Below are 16,204 nucleotides of genomic sequence, written 5' to 3'. Positions count from 1 at the left end.
ACGCGACCTGAACTCGGCCGGGGTGGCGGCGGCGCGCCGGGCGCTGGCGATGATCCGCGACCTGCAGGCCAAGCTCGTCGCCGCCGAAAGCAGCGCCCGCACCCCCATCGCGGTGGCTGGCCTGGCCTGCCGCTTCCCCGGCGCCGACGACCCAGCCGCCTACTGGCGCCAGCTCGCCGAGGGCCAGGACGCCGTCACCGAGGTCCCGCCGGAGCGCTGGGACGTCGATGCCTGGTACGACCCGGACCCGGACCGGCCGGGCAAGATGTCGTCACGCTGGGGTGGCTTCCTGAAGGATGCCGACCGGTTCGACGCCGCCCATTTCGGGATCACCCGCCGCGAGGCCGAGGCCCTCGACCCCCAGCACCGCCTGCTCCTGGAAACCGCCTGGCTGGCCCTGGAGGATGCCGGCATCGCCCCGGACCGCCTGTTCGACCAGAAGGTCGGCATCTTCGTGGGCCTGAGCACCAACGACTACGGCACCCTCCTGGGGGCGGGCCGGGGGGCCGAGTGGATCGACGCCTATGCCAGCATCGGCAACGCGCCGAGCGCCGCGGCCGGCCGCCTCGCCTACAGCCTGGGCACCCACGGCCCGACCCTGGTGGTCGACACCGCCTGCTCGTCCTCGCTGGTTGCCTTGCACCTGGCGATCCAGTCCCTGCACGCCGGCGAGTGCGAGGTAGCCCTGGCGGCCGGGGTCAACCTGACCCTGTCCCCGGAACTCACCATCAACTTCTCCAAGGCGCACATGCTGGCCGCCGATGGCCGCTGCAAGCCGTTCTCGGCCGGCGCCGACGGCTATGTCCGCGCCGAGGGCTGTGGTGTGGTGGTGCTGCGTCGTGCGGGCGAGGGGGTGCGGGCGCGGGCGCTGATCGCGGGCAGTGCAGTGAACCAGGACGGCCGCTCGGCCGGGCTGACCGCGCCGTCCGGCCCGGCGCAGGAGGCGGTGCTGCGGGCAGCCCTGGCCGATGCCGGGTTGTCGGCGGATCAGGTCGACGCGATCGAGGCGCACGGCACCGGCACGTCGTTGGGCGATCCGATCGAGATGCAGGCGCTGGCGTCGGTATACGGCCGGCGGGATCGGCCGCTCTGGGTCGGCTCGGTCAAGGGCAATATCGGCCATGCCGAGGCGGCGGCCGGGGTGGCCGGGCTGATCAAGGCGGTCTTGATGGTGGAGCAGGACGCGGTGCCGCCGTCGCTGCACTTCACCCGGCTGAACCCGCACATCGAGCTGGACGGCGCCGACCTGCGGGTGCCGACCCGCCTTGAGCGCCAGGACCTGCACGCGGTGGGGGTGAGCAGCTTCGGCTTCAGCGGCACCAACGCCCATGTGCTGGTGACCAAGGCCCCGGCCCCGGCGGTTGCCTCCGCCGCGCCGTCCCGGCCGGTGGCGGTGCTGCCGCTGGCGGCGCGCAGCGAGAGCCAGCTGGAGACCCTGCGCCAGGGCTATCTCGAGCGGCTGCGGGAGGGATCCGACTGGCCGGCCCTGGCGCACAGCGCCGCGCTGCGCCAGGCCCGGCTGCCCTGGCGGCTGGCCATCACCGCCAGTGATGCCGCAGGCGCGGCTCAGGCCCTGCAGGCGGCGGTGCCCACCAGGAGCAGCGGCCGGCCGAAGCTGGGCTTCCTGGTGACCGGGCAGGGTTCCGCCTATGCCGGGATGGCGCTGGGCCTTTTGCCGGGGGCGCCGGTGCTGCGCCAGGTGCTGGAGCGTTGCGATGCGGTGATGGGGCTGGACCGCAGGCTGGAGGACCTGTTCGCCGACGGCGCGGCCCTTGGGCAGACCGGCTACGCCCAGCCGGCCTTGTTCGCCCTGGCGGTGGGGCTGGGCCGGCAGCTGCAGGCCTACGGGATCGAGCCTGCCGCTCTCCTCGGCCACAGCGTCGGCGAGTATGCGGCGGTGGTGCTGGCCGGGGTGCTGAGCCTGGAGGACGGGGCGAGGCTGATCGCGACGCGCGCCCGGCTGATGCAGGCNCTGCCGNCAGGCGGCGGGATGGCGGCGCTGCTGGGCCCGCGCGAGGCGGCGCAGGCCCTGCTGCGCAACCATCCGGAGCTGGAGATCGCCGCCTACAACGCCCCGGCGGCGATCACCGTGGCCGGGCCCTCAGGGGCGGTGGAGCGTCTGGCGGCCGACCCGCAGGCGGAGCGGGCGGGCCTCGCGGTGCACGTGCTGCCGGTGAGCCACGCCTTCCACTCGCGCCTTTTGGAGCCGATGCTGGACGAGCTGGCGCAAGCGGCCGCCGGCCTGCCGCACGGGGCGCCGCAGGTGCCGGTGGTCGGCAACCTGGGCGGCAGCGTGCCGCCGCGCTGGGACGGCGCCTACTGGCGGGCGCATGCGCGCTCGCCGGTGCGGTTCGAGCAGGGGCTGGCTGCGCTGAAGGACCTGGGCTGCGACCTGTTGGTCGAGCTTGGGCCGCAGCCGGTGCTGGCCGGCTTTGCCCGGGGCGTGCTGCCGGCGCTGCCGACCCTGGCGCGCGGCAAGGAGCCGTGGTCGGTGCTGCTGGCGACCCTGGCCGAGCTGCACCGCCAGGGCTGCGACCCCGACTGGCCCACCCTGGACCAGCCCTTCCACCTGCCGCGCACCGACACCCCCGCCTATCCCTTCGAGCGGCAGAGCTATTGGATCCCGGCCCGCCCGGCGGCCGCCCCGGCCGAGGCCCAGCCCGCCTCCGCCGGCATGCTGGGCGCGCCGGTCGAGATCGCCACCGGCGGCACCGCCTGGACCAGCCGCCTGGCGCCGGACTGCCCGGCCTTCCTGGGCGAGCACGTGGTGGGCGAGGCGATTGTCGTGCCCGGCGCCTCGCACGTCGCCATGCTGCTGGGGGCCATGGGTGCGGCGCCCGCTGTCCTGACCGACATCGCCTTCGTCGCCCCGATGACGCTGGAGTCGGCCGGCAGCGAGGTGCAGGTCCTCCGCGACGGCGAGACCCTGTCGCTGTTCGCCCGCGCCGCTTCCCCCGGCTGGACCCTGCATGTCCGCGCCAGCGCCGCCGCGTCCGGGACAGGCGCTAACGGCCCCGACCTGCCCGCCATCCTCGCCCGCTGCACGCCGGACGAGGCCGGCCCCGATCCGCTCTACGCCATGCTGGACGAGCGCGGCATCCATCTGGGCCCGGCCTTTAGGGGCATCCGCCGGCTCTGGCGCGGCGAGGGCGAGGCGGTGGCCGAGATCGCGCTCGCCGATGGCCTCGCCGCCGACTGCCGGGACCTGCCGATCCATCCCGCCGCCCTGGACGCCTGCTTCCAGACGCTCGGCGCCACCTTCAGCGGCGGCGGCGCGTCCGGCGCCTTCCTGCCGTTTGCCATCGAGCGGGTGAGCTTTGCCAGGCGCTGCCCCGCCCGCTTCTCCGTCCATGTCCGGGCCCGCCCCGGCAGCGGCACGCTGGATGCCGCCCAGGGCGACCTCCGCCTGTTCGACGAGGCCGGCCACCCGTTCGCCCGGATCGACGGCCTCTCCATCGCCCGCCTGCGCGACGCCCCGGCCGCCAGCGGCGAGCAGTGGAGCTACCGGATCGACTGGCAGCCCCGGCCGCTGCCGGCCGCCGCCGCCAGCCCGGAGCCCGCCGTTCTTGCCGATGGGGTGCGCGCCCTGGCCGCCGCCGGCAGCACCGCGGCCCCGGCCGAACTCGGGCAAGGCCTGGAGGCGCTCGCCGCGGCCTACGCCCGGCAGGCGGCCTCGTCGGTGGCCGCGTCCGAGATCGATCCCAGGCGCCGCCGCCTGTTCGTGCACCTGCCGAAGATGGCCGGCACCAGCGATGCCGACCCGGAACAACTGCGCGCCGACCTGGAGCAGCGCTTCGGCGAGGCCCCCGAGATCGCCATCGCCGCCCGCTGCGGCCAGGCCCTGCCGGCCGTGCTGCGCGGCGAGGCCGATCCGCTGGCGGTCCTGTTCGGGGACGGGCAGGCGGGCTTCCTTTATGGCGGCGCCGCGTTCGCCCAGTCCCTGAACGCCATGGTGCTGGCCGCCATCCTGCCGGTGGTCCAGGCGGCCCATCCCGAGCGGCCCGCCCGGATCCTGGAGATCGGGGCCGGCACCGGCGCCCTGTTCCAGGCCCTGCGCGAGCGCGCCCCGGCCGGACGCTGGCGCTACGACTTCACCGACATCTCCCCGGCCTTCCTGGCCCAGGCCGCCGAGCGCTTCGGCGCCGAGGCCGCCCGCTACGCGACCCTCGACATCGAGCAGGATCCGGCCGGCCAGGACTTCGCGCCCGGCAGCTACGACCTGGTGGTCGCCGGCAATGTCCTGCACGCCACCCGCGACCTCGCCGCCAGCCTCGACCACGCGGCGAGCCTCTTGGCCCCTGGCGGCATCCTGGTGGTCCTGGAAGCTGCCCGGCGCAGCGCCTGGAGCGACCTGGTGTTCGGCCTGACCGATGGCTGGTGGCGCTTCGAGGACACTGGCCTTCGCCCGGACCATCCGCTCCTGGACGCCGCCTCCTGGCGGGACCTCCTGGCCGGCCGGTTCGCCAGCGCCGATCTGGTCCCATCGCCCGGCGGCGGCGACCAGGTCGTCGCGATCGCCCGCAAGGGCCAGGGCCGGCCGGTCCGCGTCCTTCGCCCGGACCCGGCCTCCGGCGCGCTGGAAGCCTCCATGGCCGTGCTCGACGCCGCCAAGGAGGCCCTGGCCGAACCGCGTCCTCCCGCCTTGCGCATCGTCCTGCCGCGCGGGCTGGCTGCCCTGGAGGGACCGCCATCCCCTGATCTCGCCAGCGTCGCCGGGCTTGCCCGGGTGCTGACCCTGGAGCACCCCGAGCTGGACTGCCGGATCCTGGACGCCGACGCCGACCTGCCCGAGGCGGAGCTGGCCCACGGCGACGAGCCGGAGATCGCCTGGCGGCACGGCCAGCGCTTCGCCCGCCGCCTGCTGCCCCTGGCCCTGCCGGCCGACGTCGTCTTCCGCACCTCCGGGACCCACCTCGTGACCGGCGGCCTGGGCGGCCTGGGCCTGGGCCTGGCAGGCTGGCTGCGGGAGCATGGCGCCGAGCGCGTCCTCCTGCTGGCCCGCCGTGGTGCTGGGGAGGACCTTCCTCCCGGCGTCGAGCTGGTCCAGGCCGATGTCGCCGACCGCGCCGGCCTGAGCGCCGCCCTGGCGAGCGCCGGCCCGGCCCTGCGTGGCGTCTTCCACCTGGCCGGCAGCCTGGACGACGGCGCTTTCCTGCGCCTGGACCGGGAGCGGCTGGAGCGGGTCTACCGCGCCAAGATCGAGGGCGCCCGGCTCCTGGACGAGCTGACAACCGGCCGTCAGCTCGACGCCTTCGTGCTGTTCGCCAGCACCGCCGGCGTGCTCGGCAATCCCGGCCAGGCCAATCATGCCGGCGCCAACGCCTTTCTCGACGCCCTGGCCTGGTCGCGGCGCGCACGCGGCCTGCCGGCTTTGTCGGTGGACTGGGGAGCCTGGGCCGGTGCCGGCGCCATCGCGCGGGAAGGGGTGGCGTCCCGCTTCGCGGTGGAGGGCGTGGGCCTGATGGACCCGGCGGCCGCGTTCGACCTGATGGGCCGCGCCCTCGCCTCAGGCGAGACCCAGGTCGCCGCCGCCGCGATCGACTGGCCGTCCTTCCTGCGCCGCTACGACGCCGCCAGCATCCCGCCCTTCTTCGAGCGGGTGATCCCGCGCGCCCGCCGCAAGGCAGCACCCGCCGCCGCTCCCGCCAGCCAGGCCCGGCCCACCGACCAGGCCTCGCTGCGCCGCTTCGTCACCGCGAGCGCCGAGGCGGTCATGGGTGCCGCCGCGGGCGAGGCGATCCCGGAGGACCAGCCGCTCAACGAGCTGGGCCTGGACTCCCTGATGGCGCTGGAACTGCGCAAGGCGCTGGGCCAGGGGCTGGGCCTGGAGCTGCCCGCCACCCTCCTGTTCAGCTACCCGACCATCGACGCGCTGACCGACCATCTGGCGACGACCCTTGGTCTGGACAGCGACGCGGCAACCCCGCCCCCTGAAATCATCGTCGACGAGGATCTGGTCGCCGTGCAGGCCATGAGCGAGGCGGAGATGACCGCCCTGATCGAGCGGGAATTCGCGCTGACGGGGGCAGATTATGGCCGATAAGACCCTCACCCCCCTGCAGCAGGCCGCTCTGGCGCTGCGCCGGATGCGCGCCCGGGTCGACACGCTGGAGCAGGCGGCGCGGGCACCCGTCGCGGTGGTCGGGCTGGCCTGCCGCTATCCCGGCGGGGCGGTGGACGGCGAGCATCTTTGGCGCAATCTGGTGAACGGCGTCGACGCCACGTCCGAGATTCCCGACGAGCGCTGGGACGTCGATGCCCATTACGACCCGCGCCCGGGCGTGCCCGGCAAGATGTACACCAGGCGCGGCGGCTTCATCGACCGGGTCGACGAGTTCGACGCCCAGTTCTTCCGGATTGCCCCCCGCGACGCCATCGGCATCGACCCGCAGCAGCGCCTGCTCCTGCAGACCGTCTGGCACGCGCTGGAGGATGCCGGCCTGCCGCCGCCCAGCCTGCAGGGCCGCAAGGTCGGCGTGTTTTTGGGCATCAGCACCAACGACTATTCCAACCTGCTCAGCAAGACCGCGTTCGGCTCGTCCAGCAATGCCGGCGCCGGGGCCGGCAACGCCGCCTCGGTGGCCTCGGGGCGGATCAGCTACACCTTCGACTTCCAGGGCCCCTGCGTCGCGATCGACACCGCCTGCTCCTCCTCGCTGGTCGCGACCCACCTGGCGGTCCAGGCCCTGCGCGCCGGCGAGTGCGAGATCGCGGTGGTGGCAGGCGTCAACCTGATGCTGGCCCCCGACATCACCGTCAATTTCTGCCAGGCGCGGATGCTGTCCCCGGACGGCCGCTGCAAGACCTTCGACGCCGGCGCCGACGGCTATGCCCGCGCCGAGGGCTGCGGCGTGGTGGTGCTCAAGCGCCTGGCCGATGCCGGCGCCGACCATGTCCGCGCGCTGATCGCCGGCAGCGCCATCAACCAGGACGGCCGCTCCGCCGGCCTGACCGCCCCCTCCGGCCCCGCCCAGGAGGCGGTGATCCGGGCTGCCATCGCCAATGCCGGACTGACCCCGGCGGAGGTCGACGCCATCGAGGCGCACGGCACCGGCACCGGGCTTGGCGACCCCATCGAGATGCACGCGCTTGCTGCGGTATTTCGGGAGCGCGACCGGCCGCTCTGGGTCGGCTCGATCAAGAGCAACATGGGCCATGCCGAGGCCGCCGCCGGCGTCGGCGGGCTGATCAAGGCGGTGCTGATGGCCGAGCGCGGCCAGATCGCCCCGTCGTTGCATTTCGACACGCTGAACCCGCATATCGACGTCCAGGGCGCCGACATCCGCGTGCCGGTCCGGGCACAGCCCACTCCTCCTCGCGCGGTCGGGGTGAGCAGCTTCGGCTTCAGCGGCACCAACGCCCATATCGTGGTGACCCCGCCGCCACCGATTTGCACGAACGAACCCGAGCGCCCCGCCGGCCACGTCCCCCGCCTGCTGATCTCCGCCCGCACCCCCGCCGCCCTGGCCGAGCTGGTCGCCAGCTACTGCGAGCTCCTGGCGGCCGATCCCGCCAGCTTCCCGGATGTCTGCCACAGCGCCGCCACCGGCCGCGCCCGGCTGCCCTGGTGGGTCTGTGTCGAGCGGCCGCAGGACCTGGCCAGCGCCGAGCCCCAGCACGGCCGCCACCCCGAGATCGGCCCGCAGCCCGGCCGCCGGGTGAAGCTTCCAGCCTATCCGTTCGAGCGGCAGCGCTACTGGATCGACACGAGCCCGGCCCCCGCCGCCGTGGCGGCGACGACGCTGCCCGAAGGCGCCCACCCGCTGCTCGGCCGCCCGGTGCACCTGCCGTTCAGCGACGAGCGCCGCTTCGAGACGGCCCTTCATGCCGCCGACCCGGGCCTCCCCTGGCTGGCCGAGCACCGCGTCCATGGCCAGGCCGTCCTGCCGGCCGCGGCCCTCCTGGAACTGCTGCACGCCGCGGCCCCGGGCCAGGAGATCCAGGATCTCGACCTGCTGCTGCCGGTGCAGCTGCCCGAGCAGCCGGGCCTGCACCTGCACACCATCCTGGCCGCCGACGGCACCTGCCGGATCGTGTCGTGGAACGCGCTGGACCCGTCCGCCCCGCCGCGCCTGCATGCCCGGGCCCGCCTCGTCGCCCCCGGCGAGCCGCCGGCCCTGCCGGAAGGGGAGGCGGGCGCCTCCCTGCCGCTCGCCGGGTTCTTCGCCGAGATGGAGCGGCGCGGCATCGGCTATGGCCCGGCCTTCCGCGGCCTGCGCGAGCTGCACCGGACCGGCGAGGGCCAGGTCGCGGCCAGCGTCGCCCTGCCCGAGGAGGCAGGGTCGGCCGGTGCCTTCACCCTGCACCCGGCCCTGCTCGATGCAGCACTGCAGGCCGTGGCCGGAGCACTTCCCGCCGACGACGCCAGCGGGACGCTGGTGCCGGCCCGCTTCACCCGCGCCCGCCTGCTGCGCCGCCCGAAATCCGCCCTGCGCGTCCAGGCGAGCGCCCGGCGGAACGGCGCCCATGTCCTGGCCGACCTCCGGGTCGACGACGCGACCGGCTTGGTCGCCTTCTGCGCCGGGCTGGAGTTCCGGCCGATCACCGCGGCGATGCTGGCCGATGCCGGCAACGCCATCGCAGCGGACGCCTTTTACACGATCGAACCCGAGCCCTGCCCGCTCGTCGACGGCCTGTCGCCTCCCGACTTCCTGCCAGAGCCCGCCGATCTGTGCCGCGAGCTGGCGCCGGTGTCGGCCGCCACCGGCGAGCGCCTGGGCATCGGCGTCTACGCCGAGACCGCGCCGGCGCTGGACCGGATCACCGCCGCCTTCGTGCAGCGCGCCCTGCTCGACCTGGGCCTGGAATGGCAGCCCGGCCGGCTGCTCACGCCCAACGCGCTGGCCGCCGAGCTGGAGGTCGCCGACCGCCACCGCCGCCTGTTCCGCCGCCTGCTGGCGATCCTGGCCGGTGCCGGGATGCTGGAGCCGATGGGCCCCGCCTTCCGGATCCTGCCAGGATCGCCCGCCGCTGATCCCGTGCCGGAACTGGACGCCCTGATCGCCGCCCATCCGGGTGCCGCCGCCGAACTCGGCCTGGTCCGCCGCGCCGGCCCGCGCCTGGCCGACGTGCTGGCCGAGCGGGTCGACCCGCTCACCCTGCTGTTCCCGAGCGAGGGCGGCGGTGCCGCCGATCTCTACGGCAGCTCGGCCTATGCCCGGACGGTCAACACCCTCCTGGGCGAGGCGATCACGGGCCTGCGCGACCGCCTGCCGCAAGGCCGCCTCCTGCGCATCCTGGAGATCGGTGCCGGCACCGGCGGCGCCACCGGCGCGCTGCTGGAGGCCCTGCCGGAAGGCATCGCCCGCTACGCCTTCACCGACCTGTCCCCGGTGTTCCTGGACGCGGCGAAGGCCCGCTTCCACCGCGCCGACCTGGCGTTCGCCCGGCTCGACATCGAGCAGGACCCGCAGCCCCAGGGCTTCGGCGAAGCCAGCCAGGACCTGGTCGTCGCCGCCAACGTCATCCACGCCACCCGCGACCTGCGCGAGAGCTTGGCCCATATCCACGGCCTGCTGGCCCCTGGCGGCCTGCTGGTCCTGGTGGAGACCACCGAGCCGCGCCCCTGGGTCGACATCGTGTTCGGCCTGACCGAGGGCTGGTGGCGCTTCGCCGACCGCGAGCTGCGTCCCGAGCACCCGCTGCTCGGCCGCGAGCGCTGGCTGGAGGTGCTGGCGCAGGCAGGCTTCGTCGCCGACGCTTTGCCGGCCGGCGAGATCATCCTGGCGCGAAAGCCCCTGGCCGAGACGGCCGCGCCGCGCGTCCGGGTCCTGGGCGACCGTTCGGGCGTGGCGCTGGCCGACAGCGTCGGCGCCGCCCAGGCGCTCTACGTGGCCCCGGCCGCCGCAGCGACCATGGCCGGCCAGCTCGACCTGTTCGACGAGCTGCTTGCCACCATCCGCCGGCTGATTGCAGAGCCCACGCCGCCCAGCCTGACCATCCTGTCCGACGGCTCGCTCGGCCATGCCGGCCTGGCAGGGTTCCTGCGCACCCTGCGCCTGGAGCAGCCGAAGCTGCGCGTCCGGCTCCTGGAGGCGCCGCCGACCGAACGGGCGCTGCTGGACGAGCTGGCGGCCCCGGACGGCGAGAGCCACGTGCTCTGGCGGGACGGCCGCCGCCAGGCGCCGCGCCTGCGTCCTGCCCGCCTGCCCGAACCGGCTGGCCATGTCTCCGGCAGCTGGATCGTCACCGGCGGCTCCGGCGATGTCGGCCGGGTCGCCGCCGCCCGGCTGGCCGGCCACGGCGCCAGCCGGATCGTTCTGGTCTCCCGCACCCGCCCGGCGCCCATGCCGGACGTGGCGGTGCGGGTGGATCTCTATGCCGCCGACGCCGCCGACGAGGCGGCGATGGCCGCGATCGTGGCGGGCCTGCCGGACCTTGGCGGCATCGTGCATGCCGCCGGCCTGCTCGACGACGCGCCGGTCGGTGGGCAGAACCGCGCCCGTTTTGCCGCGGTGATGCGGGGCAAGGTCGAGGCCGCCCTGGTGCTGGACCGCCTGACCCGCAGCCGCCCGGACGTCCGCCTTGTCCTGTTCGCCTCGGCGGCCGGCGTGCTGGGCTCGGCCGAGCAGGCCAACCACGCCGCCGCCAGCAGCTTCCTGGACGCCTTGGCCCGGGAGCGGGCAGCCGCCGGCCTGCCGACCGTCTCGATCGACTGGGGCATCTGGCGCGAGATCGGCGCCGCCGCCCGCTTGGGCGTGGTCGAGCGCGCCGAGAAGCTGGGCCTGGGCAGCATCAGCCCGGCGCAAGGCCGGGCCGCCTTCGCTGCCGCCCTGGCCGACGGCGTGCCCGCCCAGCTGGCGGTGCTGCCGGGCGTCGACTGGCAGCGCTTCCTCGGCCAGTTCCCGGCGGACGAGACGCCGGACCTGCTGCAGGGGCTGACCAGCAGCCGCGCAGCAGCGGGCGATGTCCCGGCCCGCCAGCCGCAGGACGAAGCCGGCCCGGCCGAGCGCCTGTCCCGGATCGTGGCCGACGTGGTCGGCCTGCCGCATCCGGCGGATCCGGACACGCCGCTGCCCGATTTCGGCCTGGACTCCCTGATGGCGGTGGAGATCCGCAACCGGGTGCAGCGCGAGCTCGGCATCGAGCTCGGCGTGCGCGAGCTCCTGGAAGGCATCGACATCCGCACCATCGCCGCCCGGGCCGGCGATCCGGCCGACGCGGCGCCGATGCGCCGGATCGAGCCGGACCTGGCCGCGCGCCACGAGCCGTTCCCGCTCACCGAGATCCAGCAGGCCTACTGGATCGGCCGCGGCGACACGCTCGAGCTCGGCAATGTCGGCTGCTACCTCTACACCGAGGTGGAGCTGCGCGACGTCGACCTGCCGCGGCTGGAGCGGGCCTGGAACATGCTGGTCCGGCGCCACGACATGCTCCGCGCCATCGTGCTTGCCGACGGCCGCCAGCAGATCCTGGCCGAAGTGCCCGACTACCGGATCGAGGAGCACGGCCTGGACGGCCAGGACGAGGCCGTCCAGCTCCTGGCGATCCGCGAGCGCCTGTCCCACCGCCTGCCCGACCCCGCCGTCTGGCCGCTGTTCGACATCCGGGTCACCCGCCATGCGGGCGGGCGGCGCCTGCATATCGGCCTGGACCTGCTGGTCCTGGACGCCGCCAGCATCTTCCAGCTGCGCGAGGAATGGGGCCGGCTCTACGAGGACCCGGCGACCGCGCTGCCGCCGATCGGGCTGAGCTTCCGCGACTTCGTGCTGGAAGGCCTGGCCTGGCGGCAGAGCCCCGCCTGGCAGGAGAGTGCCCGCTACTGGCAGGAGCGCCTGCCGACCCTGCCGGGCGGCCCCGACCTGCCACTCGCCCGCCAGCCCGGACAGATCGACCGTCCGCGCTTCGTGCGCCGGATGGCGACGCTGCCGGCCGAACTCTGGTCCAGGCTGCAGTCAGCCGGCCAGGCGCAGGGCCTGACCCCCTCGGCCCTGCTGGCCGCCGCCTATGCCGACATCCTGGCAAGCTGGAGCCGCAGCGCCCGGTTCTGCCTGAACCTCACCTCGTTCAACCGCCCGCCGCTCCACCCGGACATGCCGGCCCTGATCGGCGACTTCACCTCGACCATCCTCCTGGAAGTCGACGCCACCCCGGCCGCCTTCGCCGAGCGCGCCGTCGCCCTGCAGAAGCGGCTGGCCCAGGACCTCGACCATGCCGAGGTCGGTGGCGTCCATGTCCTGCGCGAACTGGCCCGCACCCGCGGTGTTGCCGCCGCGTCGATCCCGGTGGTGTTCACCAGCGCGTTGGGCTTCCGGGCACCTGACGGGGCGAAATCGAGCTGGGACCGGATCAGCGACATGGTCCACAGCGTCGCCCAGACCCCGCAGGTCTGGATCGACCACCAGGCCTCCGAACACGAGGGCGGGCTCCTGCTCACCTGGGACGTGGTGGAAGACCTGTTCCCCCCCGGCGTGGTGGACCGGATGTTCGCCGCCTACCGCCGTCTCTTGGACAGCCTGGCTTCCGGCGAGGGCTGGTCGGGCGCGGTGGGCGCCTCGGTGGATCTCCCGCCGCGTCCGGCGCCGCAGGTCGCGTTCACGCCCGAGCCCCTGTTCGCCGGCCTGCTCCGCCAGCCCGAGCAGATGCCCGACCGGCCGGCGCTGATCGACGCGAGCGGCCAGACCAGCTTTGCCGAGCTGGCCCGGCTGTCCGCCTTGGCTGCCGGCCGGCTGCTGGCCCTGGGCGCCGGGCCGGAAAAGGTGGTGGCGGTCGACCTGCCGAAGTCCCGCCAGCAGGCGCTGGCCGCGCTGGCAGTGCTCCGATCCGGCGCCGCCTACCTGCCGCTGGACCCGGCCCTGCCGCCCGCCCGCCGCGCCGAGCTGATCGCCGACACGGCCGCCATCGTGCCGGACTGGCCGGATCTGCTGGACGGGCAGGGCGAGCCTGCCGCCCTGCCGGCGGTGGATCCCGCCAGCCTCGCCTACGTGATCTTCACCTCGGGCTCCACCGGCAAGCCCAAGGGCGTGATGGTCGAGCATGGCGCGGCGCTCAACACGGTGCTGGACCTGAACCGGCGCTGGCGGGTCGGTCCCGCCGACCGGGTGCTGGGCCTCTCGGCGCTGAACTTCGACCTGTCGGTCTACGACCTGTTTGGGGTGCCGGCAGCCGGCGGTGCGCTGGTGCTGCCGGGCGAAGATCAGCGCCGCGATCCGGCGGCCTGGGCGGAGCTGGTCCGCCGCCACCGCGTGACCATCTGGAACACCGTGCCGGCTTTGGCGGCGATGCTGGCCGAGCACGGCCTGGATCACGACCACCACCTGCGCCTGTTCCTGCTCTCCGGCGACTGGATCCCGCTGGAGCTGGTGCCGAAGCTGCGCGCCCTGGCGCCGGACGCCGAGCTGGTGTCGCTGGGGGGTGCTACCGAGGCGGCGATCTGGTCGATCTTCCACCCCATCGGCGAGCCGGACCCCGCCTGGGCCTCGGTGCCCTACGGCCAGCCCTTGTCCAACCAGACCATGCACGTGGTGGACGCCCATGGCCGGCCCTGCCCGGACTGGGTGGTGGGCGAGATCGAGATCGGCGGGATCGGGCTGGCGCGCGGCTACTGGGGCGATCCGGCGCGGACCGCCGAGCGCTTCCGCCGCGACCCCCTCACCGGCGAGCGCCGCTACCGCACCGGCGACCTCGGCCGGTTCCGGCCGGACCACCTGATCGAGTTTTTGGGCCGCGAGGACTTCCAGGTGAAGGTGGGCGGCCACCGGATCGAGCTTGGCGAAATCGAGGCGCACCTGGTGCAGCACCCGGCGGTGCGCCAGGCGGTCGCCGCCGCCTTGCCCGTCCCCGGCCAGCCCCGCCAGAAGACACTCCATGCCTTCGTGGTGGCGAAGGATGGCGTGGCGGATGCCGATCTCTGGCCGGACGCTGTCCAGGTCGCCGGCGAGGCGGTCGCCGCCACCGCCGCCCCGATCGAGCCGGACCTGTTCCAGGCCGCGGCCGATCGCCTGGCCCGCTTCACCGCAGGTGCTGCCGCCGCCGCTCTGGAGCGCCTGGGCGGGTTTTCGGGCGGCCTGCCCGTGGATGCGGACGGCCTGCCCGACATCGACGCGCTGATGGCGCGCTGCGGGATCGTACCCGGCTACCGGCGCTGGCTCGCCCGCACCCTGGAGCTGATCCGCCGTTTCGGCCGCGATGCCGCCGCCGACGATCCGTTGCGCGACTTCGCTGCCTTCGACCGGTTCGGCTTCGGCGCTCAGGACCTGGATCTCCTGCGCCGCCTGACGAGCGAGCTGCCGGACATCCTGTGCGGCAAGAAGCACGCCGGCGACATCTATCTCGATGCCGGCACGCTCGACGTCTACGCCAAGCTGTTCCAGGCGCCCTACCAGGTCCTGGGCCGGACGATCCGCCGGCTGGCGGAACTGCGGCGCGTCAACGTGCTCGAGGTCGGGGCCGGGCTCGGCACCACCCTGGTCGGCCTGCAGCCGCATCTGCCGCTGGACCGGATCACCTACCACTTCACCGACGTCAGCCCGCACTTCATCCACATGGCCGAGCGCCGGCTGGGCACGCCGCCATGGCTGCGGCTCTCCCGCCTGGACCTGATGGCCCCGGTCGAGGCAGCGGCGGAACTGCACGACGTGGTGATCGCCAGCAGCGTGCTGCATGCCGTCCCGGACGTGGAGACGGCGCTGGCCTCGATCCGCCAGCGGCTGCGGCCGGGCGGGATCCTGGTGATCCTGGAGGAGACCCGGTTCCAGCCCTGGTACGACATGAGCATGGGGCTGCAGTCCGGCTTCGATTCCTTCTCCGACCGCTACCGTGTGCGGCATCCGCTGCTGGGCCGGGAAGCATGGCGGGACGTCCTCGCCGAGGCGGGCTTCGGCCGGGTCGAGATCCCGGCCGCGCCCGGCAGCCTGGGCGACCAGCTGGGGCTGGACGTGATCCTGGCGTCGCTCCCGGCACTCGACGGTCCCGCTTCGGCCGGCCCGGTGGACGAGTTCGGGCCTGAGCTGCGCCGCTTCCTGGCCGAGCGCCTGCCGGACTACATGGTGCCGCGCTTCGTCCACCGGCTGGCGCGGCTGCCGCTCACCGCGAACGGCAAGGTCGACCGCAGCGCGCTCGGCACGGTGGCCGTGCACGAGGAGGGAACGGCCAGCCCGGACGAGCAGCCGGCCTCCCCGGCGGAGCAGCGGATCGCCACCCTGATCGGCGAGGTGCTGGACTGCGCCCCACCGCCGCCCGGCCGGTCCTTCTTTGACCTCGGCGCCGATTCCCTGAAGCTGGTGATGGTCCAGCGCCGGCTGCGCGAGACCACCGGCCGCTCGCTCGACATGACCGCCCTGTTCGCCGATCCCACCGTGCGCGGCATCGCGGCGGCGCTGGATCTGCCGGCGGAGGCCGAGCCCGCTCGCAAGCTGGTGATGTTCAACAAACCGTCCGGCCGGCCGATCCTGTTCACCGTGCCGGGCGTGGTGGCGCTGCCCTACTACCTGCGCGAGCTGGCCCGGGAACTGGAGCCGGTGGCGACGCTGGCGGGCCTGCAGCTGCCGGGCTTCTTCGGCGGGGAGGCGCCGCTGGACCGGATCGAGGCGCAGGCCGCCCATCTGGTGGCCGCCATGCGCGCCCAGCAGCCGCGCGGGCCCTATCTGCTGCTGGGCCATTCCTATGGCGGCACCGTCGCCTTCGAGGCGGCCCGCCAGCTCCGCTTCCAGGGCGAGGAGATCGGGTTTCTGGGCGTCCTCGACACCGTCGTCACCGAGAGCAGCCTGGACGACTTCCAGAACGACCAGGTCGCCCAGGGCTCGATCGTGCGCGCCCTCTACGCCCTCTACGGCGACCGCCTGCCGGTGCCGCTGGAGGAGGTCCGCGCCCTGCCGCCGGACGAACAGCTGGCGCGGACCATGCAGGCGCTGGGACAGGGCGGGCTGGTCGACCTGAGCGTCGCCGTGGACGGCGTGCTGGAGGTGTTCAAGGCGAACTTCCGCGCGATGGTCGCCTACACGCCCGGCCGCTACGACGGGCCGTTCACCCTCTACCGCACCGAGGGCGGCTTCCCGGAGGAGTATTACGAGTACGAGAGCGGCAAGGCCCTGGACGATCCGGCGCTTGGCTGGTCGGGCTTCCTGGACGGCCGGCTGGAGATCGAGGACCTGCCGGGCGACCATCTCAGCCTGCTGGACGCCGCCCATCTGCCGAACCTCGCCGCCCGGCTGAAGCGCCGGATCGAGGCGGCGATGGCGGTGGAAGCGAGGTGAGTTCGGGAGCG

At 74.3% G+C, this 16,204-nt stretch carries 2 protein-coding genes; both read left to right on the top strand.

The features are described 5' to 3' along the window. The first annotated feature begins 49 nt into the window (after positions 1-49). Positions 50-6,043 carry a beta-ketoacyl synthase N-terminal-like domain-containing protein gene (locus GEMRO_RS32405; RefSeq protein WP_456071361.1) on the top strand — a complete coding sequence of 1,998 codons (5,994 nt, stop codon included), beginning with the start codon at positions 50-52 and terminating at the stop codon, positions 6,041-6,043. Then, positions 6,033-16,193, top strand: a complete 10,161-nt coding sequence (locus tag GEMRO_RS27970) for a non-ribosomal peptide synthetase (RefSeq protein ID WP_035484842.1) — start codon at positions 6,033-6,035, stop codon at positions 16,191-16,193. The genes GEMRO_RS32405 and GEMRO_RS27970 overlap by 11 nt, the downstream gene beginning before the upstream one ends. The last annotated feature ends 11 nt before the right edge of the window (positions 16,194-16,204 follow it).

The sequence above is a fragment of the Geminicoccus roseus DSM 18922 genome (genome assembly GCF_000427665.1).
In the GTDB taxonomy this organism is placed as follows: domain Bacteria; phylum Pseudomonadota; class Alphaproteobacteria; order Geminicoccales; family Geminicoccaceae; genus Geminicoccus; species Geminicoccus roseus.
This window is presented reverse-complemented; position numbering and strand designations above follow the sequence as displayed.